The sequence below is a fragment of the Agrobacterium sp. MS2 genome (assembly GCF_003261015.1).
GTDB classification, from domain to species: Bacteria; Pseudomonadota; Alphaproteobacteria; order Rhizobiales; family Rhizobiaceae; genus Agrobacterium; species Agrobacterium pusense.
Window position 1 is genome coordinate 159,641 of sequence record NZ_QLNF01000086.1, and the last position, 22,881, is coordinate 182,521.

Genomic DNA, 22,881 nt, shown 5'->3' on the forward strand with positions numbered 1-22,881 from the left:
TGCACTATTTTCGTTGCCGGGCGCGACGTGCCACCCGAAATGATGGGATATACGCCGCCCGTACGGCCATGAGCGACGTCACCTGCCTGGCGTTGCGGCACCGCAAAAGCTGCTGCGGTGTCAGGTCAACACCGAAGACAGCGCGAATTTCGGCCGAGACGGTTTTCAGGTGCGACGGCAAAAGTCCGAGCGCCAGCAGGTCGCTGTCTGCATCCACATTTGCCGGCATTTTACCCAATACGCTGAGATAGATATCCAGCACCCGGCGGTCGCCGTGATCGACGTCGGGAACCACAGAGGCGGAGAATTTTGCCGGTTCCGCGTCAGCCGTTCCACCGGTCAAGAGTTCACGGGCGCGACGGCGGTCGGGCTTGCCATTTGCCGAAAGCGGCAGATCGTCAACCTTGAGAAACCGGCCGGGCACATGCGATTCCGGCAGATGCCGGCGGGCAAAGTCGCGCAGTTCGGCAGTGGTGAGTTCGAGGCCGGGTGCCGTGACATAAAGCACGCCGATGGCCGCCTCGCCCTTTTGCTCGGCACCGTAATCCACCACCAGAACCCTCTGGAGAGAAGGGTGGCGGATCAGCTCGTTTTCCACATCCGGCAGCGAGACGCGCACGCCCCGCACCTTGACGTAACCGTTGACACGGCTCGCGAACATGATCTTGCCATCCGGCCGGTAGCGGCCACGGTCCCCGGTTCGGAAGGCGCGCACGCTGTTTCCCTGCGGATCGGTAATCGTCACGAAATCCGTCTGGGTAATCGCGCCGTCTTCGAGATAGCCGATCGCGACATTCACGCCGGCCGTATGGATGCGGCCAACGACGCCCGCCGGGCAATGGCCGCCGTGATCGTTGAGGACGAAATAACGATTGGCGGGCAGCGGGTGGCCATAGGGCACGGCCGCCACATCTTCCGCAACAATCTCGTGCCAGATGCTCCAGATCGTCGTTTCCGTTGGCCCGCCGAGCGATATCAGCCGCAGGTCAGGCTTCAGCCGGCGAAGCTCTTCTATGATAACAGGCTTGATATAGTCCCCGCCCTGCGCGACAAGCCGGAGCGACGATAGCTGGGTACCACGGCGGCAGGCGAGAAGCATTTCGAGGATGGCAGGCACGGAGCACCACAGCGTGACACCATGTTCTGCGACCAGCTCGTTCCAGCGCACCGCATCCTTTTCCTCTCCGGGTTCCGGCAGCACCAGCGTCGCCCCTGCAACGAGCGCGCCGAAAACATCAAAGACCGACATGTCGTGATGCAGCGGGGTGACCGAGATGAATACGTCGCGTTCCGTCACCGCCCATTCCGCCAGCGTGCCGCCAATGACATTGACCGTGGCGCGGTTGGAAAGCACGACGCATTTCGGTTTGCCTGTCGTGCCAGACGTGTAAAGAAAATAGGCAGGCCCCTCGCTTCGGGAAAGCGCCGCTAACTCCGCCATGGAGACCGGTGCGCCAGCCGGAGCGGGTGTGGACAGAAGCACCGCCGGATCGACAGCTTGGAAACCTTGCGGAACGCGGCGGGCGACGATGAGCGCCGGGCGGCAATTGGTCAGCAGATACTGCAGGCGATCGTCGGGTGAACCGGCGTCGACCGGCACCCAGACCGCCCCCATCAGGGCCGCGGCGAGCGTGATCGCCGTGTGTTCGGGGCTACGCTGCAGGCAGATGGCCACGACATCGCCCCGACCGATGCCGCGCGCCCTTAGGCTCGTGATCACGCGCGCCACCATCTCGCCAAGCTCGCTATAGGCGATGCGCCGCTTGCCGCTGACAAGCGCGGTGCGTGACGGCTCTCCTTCGAAAAGACGGCCGGCGATCCGTTCCAGAAATGGCGGGCAGACGAAGTTTCCTTCATCGCCATTCAGCCGGTAATGGGACAGGTCGACAATATCGCGTCCGTTGAGGACGAAAGCGCCGCTATCCGCGATCCCCGCAATCGCGCGCTCGACGGCTGCGAGAATATCCGCCACCATCGCCGCATCGATCGCCTGCTCCGCATAGTCGATATCGAGGACGAGATCGCCCTCCGGATTTTGCGAAAAGCGAAAATCCAGCACGACCTGCGGCGTCTGCGTCAGACCGTCCGTCCAGCGCATGGCCGAATCCGGCGAAAGCGTCGGCCATGTGAGACCATTGGTAATCACCACAGGCAGGGCGAGCCCGCCCGCATTCGCATTGAGAAGCACGCGATTGAGATCGATGCCGGAAAAAGCCAGATGGTTCAGCCCTTCCAGCACATCCGTCTGCAGGCCTGCCGCCCGCACGTCAAAATCGTCTTTTGCCGCGTTCCATTGGACGGCGATGAAGCTGGAGCGGTTGGCGAAGGCCCCGTCCACCTGCGGCGCGACGGGAATGCCGACCACCAGCGCACCCTCGTTCAGCCAGAGCGACAGCACCTCGAGAATGACCGCCGTAAGCGCCGAATTCTTGAACAGGCGCTCTTTCGCACCGGCCCGCGCAAAGGCGGAGAAGCGCTGCTTTTCGACAATCAGACTCTGGCGGCTATATCGCGACGTCGGAATGGTTTCGAGCGGTGCTTTCCAGGGCAACTGCGAGGGCACTTCAGCTTCTTTCAGCTTCTCGGTCCAATAGGCCGCGTCCCCGGCACGGGCGGCTGCGATATCCTCTCCTGGCGTTTCAGCCGCAGCGGCGATTGCGACCGGCGGGACACCGTCGAAAAGTTCCGTTGCGAGGCTGGCTATCGCCCGCCCGTCAAGGATGAGAGCGTCAAAACGCAGGAACACCACGACATGATCAGCCTTTGCTTCGGACGCCGGCAGGCGGAAGACCGTGACCTGCCAGGGAGAGGCGGCGAGATCAAAATGGGCGTGGGAAAAATCCCGTCTGACGGCATCGATCCTCGCTTCCGCCGCCGCCGGGGAAATATCCGAGAGATCGATCATATCAAAGTTGATCTCCGCTTCCCCGGACACGATCTGCACGAGGCGCCGCTCGTCGATGCGGGTGCGCAGGCTTTCATGTCTCTCGACCATGGCAGAAAGGCGGGTCCGCAGCAGGGCGGGATCGATGCTGCCGCGATATTCGCGAAACTCCTGCATCGCCACGCCGCTGAGCGGCAGATGTGTGCCGCGACCGAGAAGATATGCCTTCTGCAGCGGCGAGAGCGGACGTTCCATGGCGTTTCCTTTTTTATCGGCCAGCTGTTCGGGCATCGCAGCACCAAATCGTTCCACGCTTTCCTCAACGAGGTCCGGGTGATCAGCGAGCCGGCGAAGGAGACCCACGTAGGTTTTAAACAGGGCGCGCAGCCATGGTTCAGGCAGCGCATCGAGCCGCACATCCCAGTTTATCAGCAGGCCGCCATCAAGCCTCGCGACCTGCGCGTCCAGCGCAACCCCCGGCCCTTGCGATACGGTGTGGACCAGGGAGCCGAACAGCTGCCCAACCCTTTGTGAAAACAGATCGCCGCCCGGCAGGTCGACACCGGCGGTAAAAACCACGGGCGAGGTCTGCAAACCGCCTCGCAGGCGAGAGAGGTCGCGCATGATGCTGACGCCCGGATAGGCCTGATGGGCAAGCAGGCCGTTCATGTCATCGAAAACCCGCCCGAGCAGGGCTTCGACGCTTTCAGCGGGTCTTATATCGACGCCGAGCACCAGCACGTTGGAAAACTCACCGACGATGGAATCAACCCCTTCAACCAGGGGTGCACGCCAGAAAGCCGGGACGGAGAGCCGGAACTTTTCGGAATCGAGCGCCCGCGACAGCGCCACGGCAAAAACACCGAGCAACAGGGTCGACATCGTTACCGAGCAACGCCGCGCAGCCCGTTCAAGACCGTCACGTTCAACGACCGTAAGCATCGTGGCAAAACGGTCCGTATGAACGGCGCGTGACGCATCCTGCGGTAAAAATGGAAGCGGCGGCGCGTCCGGAATATCCGCAATATGCTGCCGCCACCACGACCGGTCGTATTCCCGCACGCTCTTGAGGTCAGGATCGGCCGCAAGGCGTTTCGTCCAGTCGAAGAAGGATGGCTGCGCCGCCGGGGGACGCGCGGTCTCATCCTTATCCGCCTCGTCGTAAAGGCGGGCGAGGTCCTCCATCAATATCCGCACGCTGGCCGGATCGATGGCCAACATGTCCGTGTCCACATGCAGCCGGCTACGGCCATGCGGCAACAGGCTGAGCGCAATCGCCGCAGGCGGCGCAGTGCGAAGATCCGTCGCGCGATGGCTCCACGCGTGGCGCTTGATCTCGAGCCGGCGCGCAAGCGTCTCCGCATCAAGCGCCGTCATGTCCTCCACATCGAGATGCAGCGGGAGACCATCAGGATCGACGGATTGACGCCCTTCCGCATCGATCCTGAGGCTCAGCATCGGGTGGCGCCGGCAAAGCCTGCCGACTGCAACGGCCAGTTTTTCCAGCACCAGAGCTCGCCCCTCGAACTCGAGATAAAGATGGGGCGTAACTTTTACGAGTATCCCATCCGTCTCCCGACCGACCCAGTAGGCCACCTGCATCGGAGTTAAATTTAGCATGTGAATTTGCACCGATTGACAAAACATGATTATCATAATCAAGTATAAGCCATCGTCAACCACTCGAACAGGAGGCATCCCATGAAAACGGGAGCACTCAGGACGAATGACGTCGAATCCGACGAAATTGCTGATTTTAATAGAGATTTTCTTTTCACTTCCGGTACCGGGCAGTTGCGGGCCAAAGGAATTCGCGAAAGGATAACGCTTCCGGCCCGCGGCGGAGAAGATACGGGCAGCCCATTGCAGCAAGCGATTAAAGCCGCTTTCGAACGGGCCCGCCGGGCTGGTCAGGACAATCCGATCGCCATTGGGGCAATCCCCTTCGATGTCAGCGAACCCTCATGCCTTTATATACCGAACAACCATGAGTGGAGACCACGAGAAACCGCGCCGGTCGTCGCCGATTCGGCCATGCCCGCGCTCGTCGGCCAGAACAGCCTGCCGGACGAGACCGGCTTTAAACGCGCCGTAGAGCACGCCATCGTCAATTTCCGCCATTCCGATGTCCGTAAGGCGGTACTTTCCGTGATGCGCGAACTCACCTTCGCTTCCGAGGTCAATGTCGAGAGATTGCTGGCGAGTCTCGCCAAACAGAATCGCGAAGGTTACCAGTTCCGTATTCCGCTACCCGATGGCGGCGACCTCATCGGCGTCAGCCCGGAGCTCCTGATTCGCAAGCAGGGTGAGAACATCATCTCGAACCCGCTGGCGGGATCGGCAAAGCGGATGGTCGACCCCGCCGCGGACAAGGCCAACGCCGAGCGGCTATCGGCTTCGGAAAAGGACCACTACGAGCACAGCCTCGTTATCGATGATATCCGCTCCCTGCTTTCGCCGGTCTGCGCGGAACTCGATGTCCCTGAAAAACCCTCCCTCATCAACACGGCAGCCCTCTGGCATCTTTCGACCCGCATCGAAGGCCGCCTCGCCGACCCCGAAACCAATGCCCTGCAGCTTGCGTGCCTGTTGCACCCGACGCCAGCCGTCTGCGGTTTCCCCACCGAGCGCGCCCATCGCCTTATCCGCTTCGTCGAGCCTTTCGAGCGCGGCCTCTTCACCGGCATGGTCGGCTGGACGGATTTTGAGGGCAATGGCGAGTGGGTGGTGACGATCCGGTGCGGCACCGTGCAGCGAAAAACGGTGCGGCTCTTTGCCGGCGCCGGCATCGTTGAGGCATCGGAGCCCGAATCCGAATGGGCCGAGGTGCAGACCAAACTCAAGACCATGCTGAACGCCTGCGGTCTTTCTGCCTGATTTCCCGGGGACAAACCATGACAATCGAATTTCAACGCTGGCCCGACGATCTGACGCGCCGGTACCGCGAGCGCGGTTACTGGATCGACAGGCCGCTGAGCGGCATCCTCACCGAACAGATCGAGCGCCGGCCGGACGCGACGGCCCTGATCTGCGGCGACCGCCGCTTCACCTACGCGGATATCGACCGGCAATCCTCCAATCTGGCCGGACATCTCTCCGCCGCGGGCATCGGCAAGGGCGACACCGCGCTTGTGCAGTTGCCTAACATTGCCGAGTTCTATCTCGTGTTTTTCGCGCTGATGAAGATCGGCGCGGCCCCCGTCAACGCACTTTTCAGCCATCGCCGGCTGGAAATGACCTCATATGCGGAGCAGATCGCGCCGAAGCTGGTGATCGGCTCGCGCAGCCACGAGCTTTTCGCCAATGACACATTTTTGGAGGCGCTGAAGGCGGCTTCTCCCGGGCTTACCGTGACCCTTCTGCATGGCGAAACAGATCCGCGGTTGAGCCTGGAACGGCGGCTGGCGGCCCCTGCCGAAAACTCACCCGTTTACGCCCCTTCCGCCGCCGATGAAGTGGCGCTGTTCCAGCTTTCCGGTGGCAGCACCGGTACGCCAAAACTGATCCCCCGGACGCATAACGACTATGATTACAGCGTTCGGGCCAGTGCGGAAATCTGCGGCCTTTCGCCTGAGACCCGCTTCCTCTGCGCCATTCCCGTGGCGCATAATTACCCGATGAGTTCGCCCGGCGCGCTCGGTGTGTTCCACGCCGGCGGTGCGGTGGTCATGGCTGCCAATCCGGAACCACTTGCCTGCTTCGATCTCATCGAAAAACACGGCGTTAACATTGTGCCGCTGGTGCCGCCAGCCGTCGCGCTGTGGCTGCAGGCGGCTCCCGCCCATCGCGAAAGGCTGAAATCCCTCAAGCTCCTGCAGGTCGGCGGTGCAAGCTTCGCCGAGGCTTTGGCCCGCCAGGTGCCGGAAGTGCTGGGCTGCGATCTGCAACAGGTCTTCGGCATGGCGGAAGGTCTGGTGAACTACACCCGCTTCGGTGACCCCGACCATATCGTCTTCACCACGCAAGGCCGGCCGATCAGCCCGGATGACGAAATCCGCATCGTCGACGAGGACGGCAACGACGTGCCCGAGGGCGAAGCCGGCATGCTGGCAACGCGTGGCCCCTATACCTTCCGGGGCTATTACCGCGCGCCCGAACACAGCGCCCGGGTCTTCGACAAGGATGGCTTCTATTGCTCGGGCGACGTCGTGCAGCGCACGCCCGAAGGTTATCTCCGCGTCGTTGGCCGGGTGAAGGACCAGATCAATCGCGGCGGCGAAAAGGTCGCTTCGGAAGAGGTGGAAAACCTGATCCTGCGGCATCCGGATGTCACCCATGCGGCTCTGGTGGCGATGCAAGACGAACTTCTCGGCGAAAAAAGCTGCGTCTTCGTCGTGTCGCGCAATCCCGCTCTCAAGGCGCCGGCTATTCGCCAGCACCTCGCAGGCCTCGGCGTCGCGGATTACAAGCTGCCGGATCGTGTGCGCTTCATCGACGCCATGCCCCTCACCGCCGTCGGAAAAATCGACAAAAAACGCCTGCGCGATCTGCTGACGACCCCCGTCGCCGTCAGCGCCTGACATTCCGCACCCATCGAAAGGGACGCCAAAATGGCGTCCCCATGTTCCTAAATGCGCCAGCCCAGCCGGTGCCGCACAAACCGAGGTCATCATGACGATCCCCACCATTTCCGACTATCCCATGCCGGTCGCCGCGAGTTTTCCGGCCAACAAGACAAAATGGCAGCCCGATGCGAAACGCGCCGTCCTCCTCATCCACGACATGCAGCGTTATTTCCTGCGGTTCTACGAGGCCGACGGCAAGCTGATGACGACCCTCATCGACAATCTCGCGGAGGTGAAGACATGGGCCGTTCAGAACGGCGTCCCTGTCATTTACACCGCCCAGCCGCATAATCAGCCGCCTGGCGACCGCGCTCTTCTGAACGACATGTGGGGACCGGGTCTGACCGTCGTTGATCCCGAACTGCAGAAGGTGGTGGACAAGCTCGCCCCCACGCCTGACGACGTGGTGCTAACCAAATGGCGCTACAGCGCCTTCCAGCGCTCCGACCTTGCCGAACGTATGAAGGGCTGGAACCGTGATCAGATCATCGTCGGCGGCGTTTATGCCCATATAGGCTGCATGATGACGGCAGTGGAAGCCTTTATGAAGGACATCCAGCCGTTCATGATCGGTGATGGCGTTGCCGATTTTTCCGAGGCGGAGCATCGCATGGCGCTGCAATATGTGGCCACACGCTGCGGCGTGGTGATCGATGCCGCAAGCCTTGTCGGCGCGGGAAAGGGCGACGATATCAGCGAATGGCTGAAAGCCCGCGTCCTGCAGATGGTGGAGGATGAGAGCGATATCGACCCCGACGAAAACCTGATCTTCTACGGGCTGGATTCCCTGCAGGTGATGAAGCTTGCCGGAGAGTTGAAGGAACGCGGCGTCACCGTCGGCTTCGATGAGCTTGCGCGTGTGCCCACTCTCTCCGCCTGGTGGACGCTGATCGACCAAAAGCGGCTCGCGGCCTGAGCGGACAAAAAAGATGACGCAACAGAGATTTACCGGGCGGCGCGTGCTGGTAACGGGTACGGCTCAGGGCATCGGCCGCCGCATCGCCGAACGTTTCATCGAGGAAGGGGCCGATCTCATCGGCCTCGACCTCCAGGCCAGAACGGCGGAAGCGCCCTTCCGCCAGATCGCACTCGACATCACCGATGCGGCGGCGGTGGAGAGGGCCTCCAAGGCGATCGAGACCGAATGGGGCGGGCTCGACATTCTCGTCAATGCCGCCGGCATATTGCGGCTCGGCGACAGTGAAAGCCTGACGCCCGCAGACTGGAAGGCGTGCATGGATGTCAACGCTGCCGGGCCGTTCCATATGCTGAGACAGTGGAGCGCCACCTTCAAACGGCAGCGGCGCGGCGCAATCGTCAATATCGGCTCCAATGCCGCCGTCGTGCCGCGCATCGGCATGATGGCCTATTGCGCCTCCAAGGCAGCGCTGGTCAGCCTCAGCCATTGCGCCGCCCTCGAGCTTGCGCCCTATGGCGTGCGCTGCAACGTCGTTTCACCCGGCTCCACCGATACGCCGATGCTTGCCGGCATGTTGAGCGATCCCGCCGGCAAGGACCGGCTGGTCGCCGGCCTGCCCGAGCAGTTCAAGCTCGGCATTCCGCTCGGCAAGATCGCAAGGCCGGACGATATTGCCGATACCGTGCTGTTCCTCGCCTCCGATCAGGCCGGGCACGTGACGATGCAGCAGATCGTGGTTGATGGCGGTGCCACGCTTGCGGCTTGAATTCGAGCCGTTGGATTGAGAGTAAGGGACATGGACGTTGTAACTGCGTTTGATCGCGACACCATCTCCGGCGATCCACCCGAGGCCATCTGGCCTTGGCCGGACGACATATGCGGCTGCCATTGCCTTACCCTTCGTTTCAGCGCCGATGAGGGCTGCGGCGGCGAGGTCCCTCCCTTGCCGCCGCAGCTTTCAAGCGCCACGCAAAGACGCAAGGCGGAATTCATCGCGGGGCGCAGATGCGCTGCGGAAGCCATCCGCCGCCTGACCGGCCGTTCCATCTTTCCCGGTATGGGCGAGGACCGTGCGCCTCTCTGGCCCGAAGGGGTGATAGGCGCAATTTCCCACAGCGAGGGTACGGCGATTGCGCTTGTCGGCTGCTGTCGACGGTTTCGCGGTATCGGCGTCGATATCGAAAAAATGCTGACAGAGGAGGAGGCCCGCGATATCGCCCCACAACTCCTGACCGCAAATGAGCGCTACAACCTCGGCAACATTATCGATCCCTTCATCACCGGCTTGATTTTCTCGGCCAAGGAAAGCCTGTTCAAGGCGCTGTATCCCATGGTGGAAAAGCTGTTCTTTTTCGAGGCGGCCGAATTATCCCGCCTGGACGCAAATGGCTCGGGATCCTTGTGCCTGACGGCTGAACTCAGCGAGGAATGGCGGTATGGAACGGAGGTTCCTTTCCGTTTCTGCCGCTTCGAGGGCCAGCTTCTCACCCGCGTGCTCATCCCGCATTGAGGGAAAAACAGCAGATTCATAACCGCGACAATCATATTTTAAACCTGTCTTCCCGTCATCCGAGTGAAACACTCGGAAGGTACGCAGCCTGTGGAATGATTCCAAACATTGAACGGTGGAGACACGATATGACCGACATCGATACGAGCAAATTGTCCTGGGACGAGTGGGACGAACTGCAGAACCCGCCGCCGACCGAAACCGATTTCGACCGCGTCGTCGAAACCGCGATTTCCCGCCGCGGCTTTCTGGGCGGCGTGCTCGCCTTCGGTTCGGCCGCAGCCGCCATGGGCACGCTCGGCAACCTGATGAGCAGCACCTCGGCCGAAGCGCAGGAAGCCGCCGTCGGCCGTTTCCCCTTCAAGCCGGTTGCCGCCGCCACCGACCACACCATCCATGTGCCGGAAGGCTATAACTGGAAGCCGCTGGCGAAATGGGGCCAGCCGCTGTTCTCCAACGTTCCTGATCTCGACCCCGCAAAGGGCGTCAGCGTTGAAAATTCCGACAAGGTCTTCGGCGAAAATACCGACGGCATGGAACTCTTCGTGGTGGGCAACCACCAGCTGATCGCCGTCAATCATGAATATGTGAACCCGGAAACCAACCTGCCGCACGCCGAAAAAGGCAACCCGAAGACGGCCGACGACGTGAAGATCCTGCAGAACATGCAGGGCGTCACCGTCATGGAAGTCGCGGAAGACAAGGACGGCTGGAAAATCGTTCTCGACAGCCCTTTCAACCGCCGTATCCACCACAACACGCCGATGAAGCTTTCCGGCCCGGCCGCAGGCTCCGATCTCGTCAAGACCGCCGCCGACCCCAAGGGTGTCGACTGTCTCGGCACCTTCAACAATTGCGGCGCAGGCCGCACGCCCTGGGGCACCTACCTCACCTGCGAAGAGAACTTCAACGGCTATTTCGGCACCACCGACGCCGCCTTCAAGCTGCCTGACGATTACAAGCGTTACGGCATCGTCGCCGAGACCCGCTACGCCTATGAGAAGTTCGACGCCCGTTTCGACGTTGCCAAGAACCCCAATGAACCACGCCGCGCCGGTTACGTGGTCGAGATCGATCCCTCGGACGCCAAGTCCACGCCGATCAAGCGCACCGCGCTTGGCCGCATCAAGCATGAAAACGCCGCCGTGGTGATCGCCCGTGACGGCCGTGTCGTCGTTTACATGGGTGACGACGAGCGCGGCGAGTTCCTTTACAAATTCGTCTCCAGCGGCATCTACGTGCCGGGCGGCGACACCTCCAAGCTGCTGGACGAAGGCACGCTTTACGTCGCGAAGTTCTCCGATGACGGTGCCGGCGAGTGGCTTGCCCTGACGCCGGAAACCACGGGCATGAAGATCGACGAAATCTGCGTCTTCACCCGCCAGGCTGCTTCCAAGGTTGGCGCGACGACCATGGACCGCCCGGAATGGGTCGCCATCAACCCCGTCGCCATCGAAGCCTATTGCGCGCTGACCAACAACAGCCGCCGCGGCGAAATGAAGGACGGCAAGCTGCGCGCCAATGCCGGCGGCGACGCCATGGCGATCAATGCCGCCAACCCGCGCGAGAAGAACGAATACGGCCAGATCGTGCGCTGGTATCCGGAAAATGACGACCATGCGGACGGCAAGTTCAAGTGGGACCTGTTCTGCATGGCCGGTAACCCCGCCGTCCACAAGGACGCCTATGCCGGCTCCCCGAACATCAACGAACGCAACATGTTCAATTCGCCTGACGGCATGATGTTCGACTCGACCGGCCTGCTCTGGATCCAGACCGATGGCGAGGACACTAATGAAGGCAACTTCGCCGGCCAGGGCAACAACCAGATGCTGGCGGGCGACCCGGCCACTGGCCGCATTGAGCGCTTCCTGACTGCGCCGAAGGGTTCCGAAGTCACCGGCCAGACCTGGTCCGCCGACAAGCGCACCCACTTCGTCGGCATCCAGCACCCCGACGCCCCCTTCCCGGACGGCGAAGGCAAGCTGCCCCGCTCGACCGTCATCGCCATCAAGCGCGACGACAATGTGAAGATCGGCTGACGCACAGGCATGAACGGAACCGGATCGCGAGGGAATTGCCATCCGGTTTCACGATAAATCGCCGCGTGCCCGAAAGGACACGCGGCGTTTTGCCTGTGTTGGTGAATGAACGTTCGGATATCGTCGTATGGCGCAGATTTATCCACCTTTCGCAAGAACCTGCATGGCAGGGCTCGCCGGCCAAGTGTAGATGTAGATTATCTCCACCTGCTTGTTGGGCCTCTCTTGGATCAGATACTCGCCATTCGAACATTTCTCCGCGTCGCCGAAGCCGGGTCCTTCGCCAAGGCGGCGGATATGCTGAACCTTCCTCGGTCCTCAGTCAGCAAGCTGGTGCAGGATCTCGAGGCACATCTCGGAACAAAGCTCGTGGAGCGCACCACGCGGTCGGTCACGATGACCACGGAGGGCGTCGCTTATCACGAACGCGCGCTGAAGCTCCTCGCCGATCTCGATGACATGGACGGCACTATTGCCGGCTCCCGCAGCACACCCAAAGGAAAGCTGCGCGTCGACATCGGATCTGTGCTGGCAAACCAGATCCTCATCCCGGCACTTTCGGATTTTCAGCGCCATTATCCAGAAATCGATCTCATGCTCGGTGTCAGCGATCGCCCCGCAGATCTCGTCAGTGAGGGTATCGATTGCGTCATTCGCGGCGGGGCGCTGGGTGACTCATCGATGAAGGCGCGGAAGCTGTGCGAGCTGGACTACGTCATTTGCGCATCGCCCACTTATCTGGCTGGTCTGCAGTTGCCGGAGCGACCTGACGATATCGAGAAGCATCGGATCGTCTCCTACTTCTCCGCGTCATCTGGAAAGAGATTTCCATTGCGTTTTCAGCGCGGCGAAGAGCGAAGCGAGTATCTCCCGGCCTCTGGCGGCGTTTCCGTCAACGAGAGTACCGCGCATCTGAACGCGCTGCTGTCGGGACTGGGAATTGGCCAAAGCTTCGGATTTCTCGCGCGGCCCCATTTCAAGAGCGGGGCGCTGGTTGAACTTCTGCCCGACTGGAAGCCGGACAATCATCCCCTTCATCTCGTCTATCCCGCTGATCGTTTCCCAAATCCGCGGCTACGCGCCTTCACGGAATGGGCAGCGAAGGTGTTCGAAGCGGTCGACGCACGGCGCGATGTGACGAAGACGACTATCCATCCAGATGGATAATGTCTCCATCCTGAGCTGCTTCTCTCCACCGGGCTGACGAACTAACTTCTCCTCATCGGACGGTGACGAGGCCAACGGCCAGCGCCACATCCCGAGCAAATTCAGAACTTCACAAGGCCGTGCATTCGGGCTGAACCATTTCGCGCGCCCAAGCATCAGGAGAGTTAACATGGCCAACAGGCTTCAAAACAAGATCGCCGTCATCACCGGAGCAACCAGCGGCATCGGTCTTTCGACGGCCAAGTTGTTCGCTGCCGAAGGCGCACGCGTCTATATCACAGGCCGCCGCAAGGCCGCTCTGGACAAGGCGGTGGCAGAAATAGGACAGGGCGCGGTCGGCGTACAGGCGGACTCCTCGAGCAACGCTGACCTCGACAAGCTGTTCGCCCAGGTGAAGGCGGAACAGGGCGGCCTTGACGCCCTCATCGTCAATGCCGGTGGCGGCACCATGCTGCCGCTCGGCCAGATCACCGAGGAGCAGATTGACGACACCTTCGGCCGCAACGTGAAAGCTGTGATCCTGACCGTGCAGGCGGCACTTCCGCTGATGGGCAAGGGCTCGTCCATCGTGCTGACGGGTTCGACTGCCGGCACCGAAGGCACGGCTGCCTTTTCCGTCTATTCCGCTTCCAAGGCCGCGGTGCGCAACCTGGCTCGTTCCTGGGCTCTCGACCTCAAGGGCACGGGCATCCGCGTCAACGTCATCTCGCCCGGCGCCACGCGCACACCAGGCCTCGTCGAACTTGCAGGCGACGACAAGGAACAGCAGCAGGGCCTGCTCGACTATCTCGCCTCTCGCATCCCTCTCGGTCGCGTCGGCGAAGCCGAGGAAATCGCCAAGGCGACGCTGTTCCTCGCCTCCGATGATGCGAGCTTCGTCAACGGCGCCGAGCTCTTCGCGGACGGCGGCCAGGCACAGGTTTAACGCTGAATCGCAGTGGCGGGTGGCCTCCGTTTCGAAACAAGAAACAAGATGCGTGCTGCTGTCAATCGCCTGCACAGAGAGCCTCAGGACGTTCTTCAGGCCTTCGAGCTGGCTTCTCGAATGACCAAATGCCGCGCTAAAATGCGCGGCGTTGCTCATGTTTGACGGCGTCCATGAAGCTCAAACCGCCGGGACACGCCGATCCCCTCCAGAAACGCCTCGTCGTGGCTGACGACCAGAATTGCGCCGTCATACGCTTCCAGGCCGGCCTCCACGATCGCGACGGAATCAAGATCGAGGTGATTGGTGGGTTCATCGAGTATGAGAAGCTGCGGCGGCTTCTGGTTGCCAAGGACGCAGGCAAGGCCGGCGCGCAGCATCTGGCCGCCAGACAGATGCCGCACATCCTGCAAACCGGCGTCGCCGCGAAACAGGAAGCGGGCAAGAGCGGCCCTGCAGGCGTTATCACTGGACCGCGGGTTGAGACGCATGAAATTGTCCCGGATGGATAGCCCGGGTCGCAGCAAGCTGACCTTCTGGTCCAGCAACGCGCAAGCAACCTCAACCCGGACCGAACCAGAAAATGGCGCGAGAGACCCGGTGATGACGGAAAGCAGCGTCGTCTTTCCCGAACCGTTCGGCCCCGCCACCGCAATCCGTTCCGGACCTGTAATCGCAAGCGACAGATCGGACAGGACAGGCGCATTGCGTTCGTAACCCGCAGTTACGTCTTCCAGCCGCAGAACCGTCTTTGACGCCACCAGTCCGGTGGACGGTATGGACAGCATGAATGGTTCAAGTACCTCAATGCGCCCTCGCGCCTCTGCGACGTCTGCCTTGGCCTCCCCCGTCATTCGGCGCGCCGTGGCGGCGTTGTCACCGCCTGTCTGCTCCGCCCGCATGGCGCGCCCTCCGGCCGAAATTCTCGGTATTCCTCCTTCCGCCGCCTTCCTTTTGCCTGCACCATCGCGACGAGCCTGCCGCTCGGCCGTCTCCTGCGCCTTGCGCTCGACGGCGCTGAGCCGCTTCTCGGCCTCGGCCAGTTCATGCCTGGCATTGTCAAGCTCCAGTGCCTTGCGATCGCTGTAGTGGTTCCAGTTTCCGCCATAACGGCTGATACCGAGCGATGTCAGTTCAGCAATGCTGTCGACCGTTTCAAGCAATTCACGATCATGGCTGACAATGATTGCGCCGTGACGCCAGCCGCTCACAAGTTCGATCACTGCAGTCCGACCGTCACGATCGAGGTTGTTCGTGGGTTCGTCGAGGATCAGGAACTCCGGTGCATGATAGATTTGAGCGGCAAGCGCTGCACGGGTGCGCTGCCCGCCGGAGAGTCGGGCGAGCAGTGTCGTCGCGGGCATGGACAGGCCGAAGCGCGCGAGTGCCGCCTCGATATTCGTCTCAAGCATCCAATCAATATCGGCCAGTTCCTCCAACGTCGCGCCACCCGCCTGCGCCCGTTCAAGCACAGCGAGCGCATCACGCGCGCCAAAGAGATCGGCAATCGTCTCATCTTCGGCCACCTGGACGCTTTGACGCAGGATGTGGATACCCGACGGTGCAGAGACAGAACCCGAAGATGGTGTCAATTCGCCGGCGATCAGCTTCAAGAGCGTCGTCTTGCCGGCGCCGTTACGACCGACAAGCCCGACACGCTCCGGGCCGAACACAATATTCAGATTGGTGAAAAGCGAACGACCGTCAGGCGTGAACCAGGACAGATTGGAGAGTGTGATAAAGTGGGTCATGGACAAGGTTTTCCCGCATGGCAAGGCAAAGTGGCGTTGCTATCGGGTTGAAATCCATTGTCGACCATCCTGTTGTTGCTGCGGACCGATGGAATGTAGCGTTTGAAAATGGGACATTCAAGGCCGCTTCAATAACGGCCTGCACTCTTTTCAAGCATCGGCGGCTGACGGTCTTGTGTTCGCTCCACATCCGGCGTCAGAGGGCAATGATTTCGCCGACATGGTCATTCACGGGCACAGTTCAAACTTCTCCGGGGCCGCGAACCATGCGAGCAGACTTTTCAGTCAGGGGCATCAAAAAGCGAAAGATAGCGCTCGCCACTATCCGCGGCAATGACGCTTGCACTCACCGCCATCTATCTGGGCGCGGCCGAAGCCGCCCAAGAAGCGTTCATCCGCTTCGCGCATGAGCGCGTGCCGGCTAATCTTGGCCGCCCGATTGCGCAAACGGAACGTTTCGTTGAGCTCTCGGGTGAAATCGACCTTCTGGTTGCCGGCGCCCGCCAGATCATCTTTGGCGCGCTCGCAAACCATATTGGCGATGCCGAACACCTGATAAGGGCCCGCCTTCTCGCCGGGAGGCAAATCCGCGACGCTGTCCAGCTGGCGGTCCGCGGCATCGGCAACCCCGATCTCGGGCTCGAGCGTCATTTCCGGGATATCCAGTCAGTCCTCGTCCATGCACCTCAGGAAGACACGTCCGTCGCCATTCTCGGACGCGCCGCCTTTGAGAAGTGGAAGACCGGCGAGAATGATCGATCGGCACATCCGGCCGGGCTGTCAATTCTCAAGACGGCCTAGGGCGCGCAGACAGAAACCGCATTTATGCAGGATCACCCGAAAGAAAGTTCAATGAGCAACAATCTGATCGTCGGTTTCTCCGGCAACACATCGCGGCCATCAAGCACAAAACGCTTCGTCGAAAGCGTCAGCGAGGCGCTGGCCGGCCAACTGGGCCTGCAACATCAGGTTTTCGACGTTGAGGATCTCGGCCCCTCCCTAAGCTCGGCACGATCCGTAGCAGACCTGGAAGTCAGCGCGCGGCAGGTCGTTCAGACCATCATCGACGCTGAAGCTCTGGTGATCGGTTCACCGACTTACAAGGGAAGCTATACCGGCCTCTTCAAACACGTCATCGATCTTCTCGATCCCGCCGACCTCAGGGGCAAACCTGTCATCTTGACGGCGACAGGCGGCGGGGACCGGCACTCGCTTGTGGTGGAACACCAACTCAGGCCGCTATTTGCCTTTTTCGAAGCCTTCGTGACGCCGACCGCAATCTACACCTCCGGCCGGGATTACGTGGAAGGGCAGGTTTCTCCCGTGGTGAACGCCCGGGTAAATCAGGCAATCGCAGAAGCCGCGCTTCTCGTCAAAGCTCGTTTCGGAAACGTAACAATCGCCGCAGAATAATTTAGAAATGGACGGCTTTTGCCAAGGCAGGCTGCAGGCGCGACAGAACACTATCGGAATTTGGCTGAACCCGCCGCGACAGCGCCGGTGGCTTTGCCTTGGGCTGCATCCCGCTGGGGTAGTGCAAAGCGTTTAGACGGCGTGCCGGCAGGATCAATCTGCAGGGATCGGCGCGTCACATGTCCGCGACCACGTTTGCGCGTAGCTCGGCGGCACCGCACAAGGGGATAACGACGCCACGGACACGCGTAGCGCCCGTGGATGTGATGATAAACGACAAGCAAGCTGAACTTAATCAGACTCTCCTCGTGGGCTGCTTTTGCTTGAACAGCTTTAGCTAAAGCAAGAGCAACGTACCCTAGATGCGGGCGCCGCCCGTTGCATCGATCATCTGGCCCGTGGTCCAGCGGGCATCGCTGGATGCGAGGAAGGTAATCACGTCGGCGATATCCTCCGCCTTTCCGACGCGCGAAAATACAGAGAGGGCTTCGGCGCCAGCGCGCGCTTCCGGAGACGACAGCCACTCTGCATTCATGTCGGTTTCCGTGACACCCGGCAGCACGGCATTGACTGTGATACCGCGCGTAGCAAACTCCGGTGCCAGCGCCAATGTCAACGGTTCCAGCGCGCCCTTGGACGCGGCGTAAGCGGGATGAGTCGGCGCTGCGATGCGCGTAAACCCGGTCGAGACGTTGATAATACGGCCGTTTTCACGGATGTGGTCGGCCACGGCCTGGATCAGGAAAAACGGCGCCTTGTAGTTGATCGTCATCACCTCATCGAACGCGGCTTCGCTCGTCTGCGTCAATGGCAGTGCGGGCGCGATACCGGCATTGTTCACGAGAATGTCAAGAGCGGTCGAGCCCGTCTCGATCTGCGCTGCTTCGCTGAACTGCGCCCACAGGCTGTCGGCCGCGTCCTTGCCCTGTCTGAGATCGGCCTTCACGGCGACGGCCTTGACGCCGAGCCCTTCGATCTCGCGCACCGTGGCATTGGCCGCATCCGCGTTGGCGGCATAATGCACGCCAATCAGCGCGGCACCCTCCCTGGCAAAGGCAAGGGCAACCGCCCGGCCGATCCCGCGTGAACCTCCAGTGATAAGGGCTGTCTTGTCTGCAAGTCGCCTGGACATTGATCACTCCGTTGCCAAAATAAATAGTGACCCCTATAATAATGAGCGAAGCGCATCTGTCAACAATATAATAGGGATCACTATTTTATGGAGACACCAGTCCGCAGACGAGGCAGACCCCGCCTGCTCGATCGCGACGTTGGGCTCGACATCGCGGCACGGCTGTTTTGGGAGCGCGGCTACGAAGGAACCTCAACCGCCGATCTGACGAAAGCGATGGGCATCAATCCGCCGACGCTCTATTCGATGTTTGGATCGAAGGAGGAGTTGTACCGCCAGGCGCTGGATTTCAGCATTGCTCGTGAAAACAGCCGTCGATCCGACATATTGCAGTCCGATCTGCCGCTTTACGAAGCTCTGAGGCTTTACCTCTACGATATTGCCGATGGAGACACCCAGCCGGACAAGCCGCGCGGATGCATGGTCTCCACGGCCGTCCTGCAGCATGCGGAAGAAAATGCGTCCGTAGCGCGTCTGACGGCGACATTGCGCGAGGCATCAATGCAGGCCCTCAAGACCCGCTTCGACCGTGCAGTCGACGAAGGGGAACTGCCGGCGGGAACCGATACCGACACGCTTGCCCGCTTTTATGGTGCAATCATCCAGGGCATGTCCGCCCAAGCCTGCGATGGCGCCTGCAACGCCTTGCTGAAGCGGCTGATCGACCTTGCCCTCGCAGCTTGGCCCGGAACGCGTATCCCCTGACGGGAGCAGGCCCGCCGGGTGAGCTGACGATCATATCGTTACCCAGATCGGAGCTGATAACTGAAAGCCTGCGGCAGAACGGAGAATTCCGCAGCCCTTCGGGTCGGCACGTTCTCAGATCTGCACTGGCTTGATGGTGTCTATACGGACATCGCCGTTCATCACCCCTCGCGTCAGACCCTGTCGACCGTGTTCCACTTCGATCACCGTATAGAGTTTTTCATCTCTAAAGGCGCTTGCATTCAACGTCGACACGTCTTCAGCGGGAAGGGCGTCGATCTCCATGAAATCGAGTTCCGCACCTGCAGCGACAACCCGTGCATCACCCGCCGTCCGCGCTGCGACGACCACGGTTCCGTGGGCAGGCGCATTCTGCCAGCGTGGGTCGTCCGGCGCCGCAACAGGTTCAAGGCGATAAACATTGAGGGTTTCGCCGGCGGCCGTTCCGCGCGCTATCTCGGTGGCATCGTCAAACTGAGCCTGGCTTTCAAGCGAGTAGCCGAACCGATTGTCGGTCGTACCCGTGTTTTCGGCGTAATCGCCATCCGTGGATTTTGAGTTAGACATGATATCTCCTCTCTTTTCCGCCTTGACCCTTGGTACAAACCGCGGACCTTGTCGAAGTGTTCCAAGCCCGGTCGGAACTCAGCCATTAGCCAACTGGTAGCAGCGGAAATTTCAATCATCGGTCAGTCTCGGCTCCCGGGTCATTGTCCGGTTTCATCGCTACTTTCATGGGAAGACGCAGACGCCAACATCCGACGCTGTGTAACGGGAATACTATTCGAGCACCCGGATCCGTCTCGATGCTGCAACCGGCTATTTACCAGCAAGCGACGCTGAAAAGAGCCGGCTGGACCCCCAACCGAATCACCGTCGCGGAACCTTGTCAGCCGACGAGGTTTTAAGACGAACTTGGCTGGAGCAAATTCTTGAGCTGAAGTCGAGCTTTAAAGAGTTGAACTGGATCCGGTGAGGTGAAGGAGACACGATTTGCCAATCATTGCCACTGCGGCCTGGTCCATCCCGAGAAAGGTGGCCGACCGGTTCCCGGCCGAGGGGAGCGGCCTTCAACGTTACGCCTCGGTCTTTGATGGAGTCGAAATCAACTCCACATTCTACCGTCGGCACAAGGCGTCCACCTTCGCGCGGTGGGCTGAATCAGTGCCCGACACCTTCCGTTTCTCTGCAAAGATGCCCAAAGAGATTTCGCATACGCGCAGAATGAACGATATAGCCGAGCCGTTTGAAACTTTCATAAAAGACCTTGCGCCACTGGGTCGAAAGCGTGGACCGCTTCTGTGTCAGCTTCCGCCATCGCTTGCCTTTGATTTCCGGACGTCAGACAGGGCGTTCGAGGCGATGCGTGGGTCTGATAAAGGGCAGATTGTCATTGAAGCCCGGCACGAGAGCTGGGCGTCGCAGGACGCGATTGATTTGCTGAAAACATACAAGATTGACCGCGTTTTCGCCGATCCGGCGCTCGTGTGGCCTGCGGAAACCTTCAACGAACCCCCGCAATATGTTCGCCTGCACGGAAAACCAAAGATCTATTATTCCACTTATAGCGACGATGAGATCAGGCACTTTTGCGAACTCGTTGCGCCTGACGGTTGGTGCGTCTTCGACAACACCGCCTCAGGCGCTGCAATCGAGAATGCTCTGAGCATGACATCCATGCCCGCACGCGATCCTGCGCGCATGGCATCAGGATGATGCAGCCGCACTTGCGATATCAGTTCCGCGGACGAGGCAGGGATGATACACCGCGATATTCCCGCAAATTCACTGCAATTCCACCCATCATATTCCGGATCCGAAAAGCTCGCGGTCATCATCCCCTTCCCAGGGAGATGGCGCCGATAGCCCACCGGTATTCGCCGCCGGAACCGGCATCCAGCACTTCAGCTCCGGTTCCGCATATTCAATTATCCGACCCGGTGAGGAATCCGAAGCTCGCCAGCCTTCTGCTCCGAGCCGGTCGCCATTGGACCAATAAACAAGATCCACCTGTGCCGGGCCTTGCTCCGACGAGCGGATCGTCACGAGAATCCGGGTACCGTCTTTCGGTGCGCTTGTCATGTGACGCCACGGCTGGTCCATTTTTGCTCTCCCTTGCCAATGCCCCAAGTTTTGCCTCGCCGTGAGAGGCGGTCAATTCAAACTTTTTGAAACTCACACAATGCAAACGCTTCGCTTCCAGTCCCGGCTTCAACACGGCCGTTCAATTTCTCCGGAAAGCAAAAACACGGCACAGCATGAGCTGCCTGTCCCAGGTTGGACCTGCCTCGATGAACGCGATGCGGTTGCAAAGGGAAGCTACCCCCTGGAGGCTTTGTCGGACAACGATTAGCGGAGGGGGCGTTACGAACATACTGTCCGCTTCATGGAACGACACCGGGCCACATCACACGGAATAGTTACGCCCAAATCACGCCGCTTGGCGGCCCAACCGCTCAGAATTCCGAGCGCCCTATGAAAACTGCAACGCCACGCGCCAATTAAAGCGCATGACATCGCAGAATTGAGCAAACCATTTCGCTAGCTACGCCCCTCGCCCATTGCCTTCAAGCCTCTCTGAAGGTGCGGTTCGCCTGATCAATCAACGGCTTGAGGAAATAGGACAAGACGCTTCGGTCACCTGTCGTGATGAAAGCTTCCACCGGCATGCCGGGCATGAGGCTGAATTCGCCAAGACGCTTTATCTGCTCTTGCGACCTGGCAACACGTACCAGATAAAAACTGGTGCCCGTTCGCTGATCCACCGTCACATCAGCGGAGATACGTTCCACCGTTCCGGTTATTTCCGGCGTCGTTTTCTGGTTGAAGGCGGAGAAGCGCAGGTTGGTCAGCTGTCCGTAATAGATCTGGTCGATATCCTGCGGCGCGACCTTGACCTCGACCACCAGTTTGTCGACTTCCGGCACGATCATCATGATCTGCTCGCCGGGCGCCACAACACCACCGATGGTGTGCACTGAAAGCTGGTGCACCACCCCATCCTGCGGCGCCAGGATATCGACGCGTTTCAGCTGGTCTTCGGCCGCCACCCGGCGCTCGACATATTCACCGATGCGCGCATCCATTTCGCGCAGATCGGAACCCACCTCTTCCGACCATTGTTCGTCGATTTGCAGGATTTGCAGCGAGGTTTCGCTGATCTTCGCTTCGACCCCGGCAATGCCGGCCATCAGCCGGCCAATATCACCGTCGATATCCGTGGCCTGACGCTCCAGTGTGCTGAGGCGGCTTTTTTCCATCAGCCCCCTTTCATGCAGGGAGCGAAAGCGAATGAGCTCTTCATCGACCATGCCCTGCTCGCGTAAATTCGCCGCGCGCTCGGCTTCCATGCCGCTTATCTCATCGCGAAGCTGTCGCACGCGTTGTTCGAGCTGGCGTTTTTTACTTTCGCGAACCGCCTTGCGGTTTTCATACAGGCGCTGTTCGGCATTCATCATGGCCAGAACCTCGCCATCGCCGGCGCGATCGAGCAGCGTTTGCGGAAAAATCACCCACCCGGCCCGATCACGCTCGCTCTCCAGCCGCGCCTTGCGGGCGGTGAATTGATCGAGGCTCTTGACGATGATGGCGAGATTGGCCTTGGTCATCGTCGCATCGATACGCATGACCACATCGCCTGCCTTAACGCGGTCTCCGTCCCGCACGGCCAGTTCGCTGACAACGCCGCCCACGGGATGACTTTCTTCAGGCTGGTTTCCACCACCAGAGAACCCTGCGCGATGACCGCACCCACAATCTCGGTACCGACGGCCCAGCCGCCGAAGACGCCGACGAGGGTTAGAAAACCCAATCCACCAACGAAAATATGGTTGCGGATCGAGCGTCTGAGTGTCTGCCATTCATCCAT

Annotated in this window: 16 protein-coding genes and 2 pseudogenes; 12 read left to right on the top strand and 6 right to left on the bottom strand. The window is 60.5% G+C overall.

Annotated features, from left to right (window positions below; genetic code table 11):
• Nucleotides 1-4 precede the first annotated feature (4 nt).
• Nucleotides 5-4,504, bottom strand: a complete 4,500-nt coding sequence (locus DOU54_RS23660; RefSeq protein ID WP_113731888.1) for an amino acid adenylation domain-containing protein — start codon at nucleotides 4,502-4,504, stop codon at nucleotides 5-7.
• A gap of 81 nt (nucleotides 4,505-4,585) precedes the next feature.
• Here DOU54_RS23660 and DOU54_RS23665 point away from each other — a divergent pair, with 81 nt between their 5' ends.
• From DOU54_RS23665 to DOU54_RS23700, 8 genes are all read left to right on the top strand, one after another.
• A complete protein-coding gene (locus DOU54_RS23665; RefSeq protein ID WP_113731889.1) occupies nucleotides 4,586-5,761 on the top strand; it encodes an isochorismate synthase in 1,176 nt (391 codons plus the stop codon).
• Between the two features lie 17 nt (nucleotides 5,762-5,778).
• Complete coding sequence (locus DOU54_RS23670; protein WP_113731890.1) at nucleotides 5,779-7,404, top strand: (2,3-dihydroxybenzoyl)adenylate synthase; 1,626 nt, start codon at nucleotides 5,779-5,781, stop codon at nucleotides 7,402-7,404.
• 91 nt (nucleotides 7,405-7,495) lie between these two features.
• Entirely contained in the window at nucleotides 7,496-8,365 is an 870-nt protein-coding gene (locus tag DOU54_RS23675; RefSeq protein WP_113731891.1) for an isochorismatase, read from the top strand.
• 13 nt (nucleotides 8,366-8,378) lie between these two features.
• Entirely contained in the window at nucleotides 8,379-9,134 is a 756-nt protein-coding gene (gene dhbA / locus DOU54_RS23680; protein WP_113731892.1) for a 2,3-dihydro-2,3-dihydroxybenzoate dehydrogenase, read from the top strand.
• A 30-nt stretch (nucleotides 9,135-9,164) separates the two neighbouring features.
• Nucleotides 9,165-9,878 carry a 4'-phosphopantetheinyl transferase family protein gene (locus DOU54_RS23685; RefSeq protein WP_113731893.1) on the top strand — a complete coding sequence of 238 codons (714 nt, stop codon included), beginning with the start codon at nucleotides 9,165-9,167 and terminating at the stop codon, nucleotides 9,876-9,878.
• A 128-nt stretch (nucleotides 9,879-10,006) separates the two neighbouring features.
• A complete protein-coding gene (locus tag DOU54_RS23690; RefSeq protein ID WP_113731894.1) occupies nucleotides 10,007-11,920 on the top strand; it encodes a PhoX family protein in 1,914 nt (637 codons plus the stop codon).
• A gap of 225 nt (nucleotides 11,921-12,145) precedes the next feature.
• Nucleotides 12,146-13,087 (top strand): LysR family transcriptional regulator, encoded by a 942-nt coding sequence (locus DOU54_RS23695; protein WP_113731895.1) that lies wholly within the window; start codon nucleotides 12,146-12,148, stop codon nucleotides 13,085-13,087.
• Between the two features lie 169 nt (nucleotides 13,088-13,256).
• Nucleotides 13,257-14,012 (top strand): SDR family NAD(P)-dependent oxidoreductase, encoded by a 756-nt coding sequence (locus DOU54_RS23700; RefSeq protein ID WP_035206999.1) that lies wholly within the window; start codon nucleotides 13,257-13,259, stop codon nucleotides 14,010-14,012.
• 155 nt (nucleotides 14,013-14,167) lie between these two features.
• Here the strand turns inward: DOU54_RS23700 and DOU54_RS23705 are convergent, their stop codons facing one another.
• Complete coding sequence (locus DOU54_RS23705) at nucleotides 14,168-15,763, bottom strand: ABC-F family ATP-binding cassette domain-containing protein (RefSeq protein WP_113731896.1); 1,596 nt, start codon at nucleotides 15,761-15,763, stop codon at nucleotides 14,168-14,170.
• 327 nt (nucleotides 15,764-16,090) lie between these two features.
• Between DOU54_RS23705 and DOU54_RS23710 the strand changes: the two are divergent.
• Nucleotides 16,091-16,564, top strand: a pseudogene (locus DOU54_RS23710) (acyl-CoA dehydrogenase family protein); the annotation flags it as partial.
• A 51-nt stretch (nucleotides 16,565-16,615) separates the two neighbouring features.
• Nucleotides 16,616-17,176: an NAD(P)H-dependent oxidoreductase gene (locus DOU54_RS23715; protein WP_034497585.1), complete on the top strand. Its 561-nt coding sequence runs from the start codon at nucleotides 16,616-16,618 to the stop codon at nucleotides 17,174-17,176.
• Between the two features lie 358 nt (nucleotides 17,177-17,534).
• Here the strand turns inward: DOU54_RS23715 and DOU54_RS23720 are convergent, their stop codons facing one another.
• The gene (locus DOU54_RS23720; RefSeq protein WP_113731897.1) at nucleotides 17,535-18,308 is read right to left on the bottom strand and encodes an SDR family oxidoreductase; all 774 of its coding nucleotides are present in this window, start codon (nucleotides 18,306-18,308) and stop codon (nucleotides 17,535-17,537) included.
• 87 nt (nucleotides 18,309-18,395) lie between these two features.
• Here DOU54_RS23720 and DOU54_RS23725 point away from each other — a divergent pair, with 87 nt between their 5' ends.
• Entirely contained in the window at nucleotides 18,396-19,013 is a 618-nt protein-coding gene (locus tag DOU54_RS23725; protein WP_006698382.1) for a TetR/AcrR family transcriptional regulator, read from the top strand.
• A gap of 114 nt (nucleotides 19,014-19,127) precedes the next feature.
• Here DOU54_RS23725 and DOU54_RS23730 read toward each other — a convergent pair whose 3' ends face one another.
• Nucleotides 19,128-19,580: a hypothetical protein gene (locus DOU54_RS23730; protein ID WP_113731898.1), complete on the bottom strand. Its 453-nt coding sequence runs from the start codon at nucleotides 19,578-19,580 to the stop codon at nucleotides 19,128-19,130.
• A gap of 426 nt (nucleotides 19,581-20,006) precedes the next feature.
• On the opposite strand from DOU54_RS23730, the gene DOU54_RS23735 reads away from it, so the two are divergent.
• Complete coding sequence (locus DOU54_RS23735; protein ID WP_113731899.1) at nucleotides 20,007-20,729, top strand: DUF72 domain-containing protein; 723 nt, start codon at nucleotides 20,007-20,009, stop codon at nucleotides 20,727-20,729.
• An 87-nt stretch (nucleotides 20,730-20,816) separates the two neighbouring features.
• Here the strand turns inward: DOU54_RS23735 and DOU54_RS23740 are convergent, their stop codons facing one another.
• Together DOU54_RS23740 and DOU54_RS23745 are read right to left on the bottom strand one after the other, a co-directional pair.
• Nucleotides 20,817-21,116, bottom strand: a complete 300-nt coding sequence (locus tag DOU54_RS23740; protein WP_004445373.1) for a hypothetical protein — start codon at nucleotides 21,114-21,116, stop codon at nucleotides 20,817-20,819.
• A gap of 464 nt (nucleotides 21,117-21,580) precedes the next feature.
• Nucleotides 21,581-22,881, bottom strand: a pseudogene (locus DOU54_RS23745) (HlyD family type I secretion periplasmic adaptor subunit).

Coding starts and splice junctions, on each gene's coding strand:
- DOU54_RS23660 (WP_113731888.1), bottom strand. CDS start 4,504: ATGCTAAATTTAACTCCGATGCAGGTGGCCTACTGGGTCGGTCGGGAG.
- DOU54_RS23665 (WP_113731889.1), top strand. CDS start 4,586: ATGAAAACGGGAGCACTCAGGACGAATGACGTCGAATCCGACGAAATT.
- DOU54_RS23670 (WP_113731890.1), top strand. CDS start 5,779: ATGACAATCGAATTTCAACGCTGGCCCGACGATCTGACGCGCCGGTAC.
- DOU54_RS23675 (WP_113731891.1), top strand. CDS start 7,496: ATGACGATCCCCACCATTTCCGACTATCCCATGCCGGTCGCCGCGAGT.
- dhbA (WP_113731892.1), top strand. CDS start 8,379: ATGACGCAACAGAGATTTACCGGGCGGCGCGTGCTGGTAACGGGTACG.
- DOU54_RS23685 (WP_113731893.1), top strand. CDS start 9,165: ATGGACGTTGTAACTGCGTTTGATCGCGACACCATCTCCGGCGATCCA.
- DOU54_RS23690 (WP_113731894.1), top strand. CDS start 10,007: ATGACCGACATCGATACGAGCAAATTGTCCTGGGACGAGTGGGACGAA.
- DOU54_RS23700 (WP_035206999.1), top strand. CDS start 13,257: ATGGCCAACAGGCTTCAAAACAAGATCGCCGTCATCACCGGAGCAACC.
- DOU54_RS23705 (WP_113731896.1), bottom strand. CDS start 15,763: ATGACCCACTTTATCACACTCTCCAATCTGTCCTGGTTCACGCCTGAC.
- DOU54_RS23715 (WP_034497585.1), top strand. CDS start 16,616: ATGAGCAACAATCTGATCGTCGGTTTCTCCGGCAACACATCGCGGCCA.
- DOU54_RS23720 (WP_113731897.1), bottom strand. CDS start 18,308: ATGTCCAGGCGACTTGCAGACAAGACAGCCCTTATCACTGGAGGTTCA.
- DOU54_RS23725 (WP_006698382.1), top strand. CDS start 18,396: ATGGAGACACCAGTCCGCAGACGAGGCAGACCCCGCCTGCTCGATCGC.
- DOU54_RS23730 (WP_113731898.1), bottom strand. CDS start 19,580: ATGTCTAACTCAAAATCCACGGATGGCGATTACGCCGAAAACACGGGT.
- DOU54_RS23740 (WP_004445373.1), bottom strand. CDS start 21,116: ATGGACCAGCCGTGGCGTCACATGACAAGCGCACCGAAAGACGGTACC.